Raw genomic sequence first — 2,736 nt, 5'->3', positions numbered from 1 at the left:
CTGGCCGGGCCGGACGGCGCGGTGACCGGTGCCGACGCCAGCCCGCACATGCTGGACCGCGCCCGCGCCAATCTGGCCGCCACCAATACGGACGCGGCAAAGGGCGCAGCCGCGTCGCTGACCGAGCGCGTCCCAAACCCGTCTGGACCAGACGTGTCTGGACCAAACCGCCAGTCTGCCCCCATACGCTTCGTGGAGACCGGGGCGGAGTGCCTGCCCTTTGCCTCCGGCAGCTTCGACGTGGTCATTTCCAACGGAGTATTCAGCCTGATAGTGGACAAGCCCGCCGCATTGCGCGAAATCCACAGGGTGCTGCGGCCCGGTGGCCGCCTGCGCCTGGCCGACCAGATACTGGACGGGCCCGCCCCGCAGGGCGCGGACGTGGTGTCCACTTGGTTCCGCTGACAGGGCGGCGCCGTACCGGGAACGGAGTTCCTGGCCATGCTCCGCGAGGCGGGATTTCACGATGCGGCCTGCCTGGGCCGCACCGGCTACCGCAGTTCGTCCGTCACCGAAGGGATGCTGTTCGCCGCCACCCGCGCGGAATGATCCCGCCCGCACCGCCACGCGCCGCAACTTGCGCTTCCGGTGGGCACACGGTCGGCATACGATCGACATCTTGGCCCGCACACGGCCGGCATGCCGTAGACGCCACACTTCACGACGCATCACTACGCATAACGGGAGAATCGCACATGACCACCCCCGCCGCTTCCGGCCTGCCCGCCATCACCTGGGACGACTTCGAGAAGGTGGAACTGCGCACCGGCACCATCGTGCAGGTGGAACCGTTTCCCGAGGCCCGCAGCCCCGCGTGGAAGGTGTGGGCCGACTTCGGGCCGGGCATCGGCGTGCTGAAGTCCAGCGCGCGCATCACCCACCTGTACGGGGCGGACGACCTGCTGGGCCGCCAGATCATCGGCGTGGTGAACTTTCCGCCCCGGCAGATCGGGCCGTTTCGCTCGGAATTCCTGGTCACCGGCTTTGCGCAGGCGGACGGCAGCGTGGTGCTGGCCGTGCCGGAGCGGCCCGTGGACAATGGCTTGAAGCTCGCCTGAAACGCGCCCGCCCGGACATCAGGTTTGTCCCTTCGCCCGTTGGCGCTGTTGAACCTTCTCAGTGGAAGGCTGTCTCCAACCCTGTGGATTTCCGACATCTTTCCCGCGCATTGCAAGGTTTTTCCATGACCAGCCAAGCCGATACCCCCGCCGCCAGCAACGCCCCCGATCCGATTGATCCGCTCGATCCGCTCGAGCAACCTGATCAGCCCGGGCAAACCTCACCGGCCACCCGTCACGTGCGCTACGTCATGGGCGTGGACACCGGCGGCACCTGCACCGACGCCGTGCTGGTGGACGCCGCCACCCGCCGGGTGGTGGCATCGGCCAAGCGGCCCACCACCCATCACGACCTTGGCCGGGGCATGGCCGGGGCCATGGCCGCCGCGCTGGCCGCGTCCGGCCTGCCCGCCAGCGCCGTGGACCTGGTCTCCGTATCCACCACGCTGGCCACCAACGCCGTGGTGGAAGGGCAGGGGGCAGAGGTTGGGCTGTTCATCATCGGCTACGCCGGGCGCATCACCGTGCCCTGCGCCTCCATGGACGCCATCCCCGGCGGTCACAAGCTGGACGGGTCGGAAGAGGAGCCGCTGGCGCTGAACCGGCTGGTGGACGCCATCCGCCTGATGCGGAACCGGGTGGACGCCTACGCCGTGTGCGGCATGATGAGCTTCGTGAACCCCGCCCACGAGCTGGTGGCGGAACGGGCCATCGGCATGGTGGACCCCAAGCCGGTGTTCTGCTCGCATCTGGCCAGTTCCCGCGCGGGCATGAAGGAACGCGCGGCCACGGCGGTGCTCAACGCGCGGCTGCTGCCGGTGATGCGCCGCTTTCTGGACGGGGTGCGCACCGCGCTGGAGGATCTGGGCATTGCCGCCCCGGTGGTGGTGGTGCGCGGCGACGCCACGGCCATGCCCATGGACGAGGCCCTGCGCAACGCATCGGCCACCGTGGCCAGCGGCCCCGCCGCCATGGCCGGGTACGGCGCGGCGCATGCGGCGGGCAGGCTGCCGAATGGGGATGAAGACGTCGGGAACGCGGACGGAAAGGAACACGCGATACCGGCAGGCGCCAACGCGAGCAAGGGCGTGGCTTCGCTCGCCACGGCCCCGAACACATCGCCGGATGCATCGGCAAACACCGGCACCCCGCCACCGCCGGACGCCCTCATCGTGGACGTGGGCGGCACCACCACCGACGTCACCCTGCTGCGCAGGGGCCGCCCGGTCATCCAGGCCGACGGCATGGTGGTGGGCGACTGGGAAACCCACGTGGAAGCCGTGGAAATGTTCACCGTGGGCGTGGGCGGCGACAGCCTGGTGCGGCCGGATGCGGACGGCACGCTGTCCGTGGGGCCGTTGCGGGTGGTGCCGCTGTGCATGGCCGGTCCCCTGCCGGACCCGGCACAATGGCTGCGCGCCGGGGGCCGGGCGCGGTGCATCTGTCCCGCGCGCCGTGAGGACGCATGCGATGAAAAGGCGGGGCCTGCCCCGTCCGCCTCATCAGCCTCATCAGCCTCATCCGCCCCGTCCGCCCCATTCGCCCCATTCGCTGACGCCGCCGAACGCGCGGTGCTGGACCACCTGAACGCCCACGGCCCCACCCCGGCGGGCGATCTGCTGCGCGCGCTGCGCCTGCCGGAAAGCACGCTGGAGCGGGCCATCGACCGGCTGGTGCG

At 70.4% G+C, this 2,736-nt stretch carries 3 protein-coding genes; all 3 read left to right on the top strand.

Annotated elements, in window-relative coordinates; genetic code table 11:
• Nucleotides 1–405, top strand: a 405-nt coding sequence (locus tag FVW27_RS12560) for a class I SAM-dependent methyltransferase (protein ID WP_167125622.1), incomplete at its 5' end; no start/stop codon positions are given.
• Between the two features lie 290 nt (nt 406–695).
• A complete protein-coding gene (locus FVW27_RS12555; protein ID WP_196610266.1) occupies nt 696–1,058 on the top strand; it encodes a tRNA-binding protein in 363 nt (120 codons plus the stop codon).
• Nucleotides 1,059–1,183: 125 nt separating this feature from the next.
• The coding region (locus FVW27_RS12550) for a hydantoinase/oxoprolinase N-terminal domain-containing protein (RefSeq protein ID WP_208294766.1) at nt 1,184–2,736 on the top strand (1,553 nt) is incomplete at its 3' end.

This window comes from Nitratidesulfovibrio liaohensis (assembly GCF_011682075.1).
GTDB lineage: Bacteria > Desulfobacterota > Desulfovibrionia > Desulfovibrionales > Desulfovibrionaceae > Cupidesulfovibrio > Cupidesulfovibrio liaohensis.
This window is presented reverse-complemented; position numbering and strand designations above follow the sequence as displayed.

What these genes read in the sequence shown, in the direction of transcription:
- FVW27_RS12555 (WP_196610266.1), top strand. Translation starts at nt 696, where the DNA reads ATGACCACCCCCGCCGCTTCCGGCCTGCCCGCCATCACCTGGGACGAC.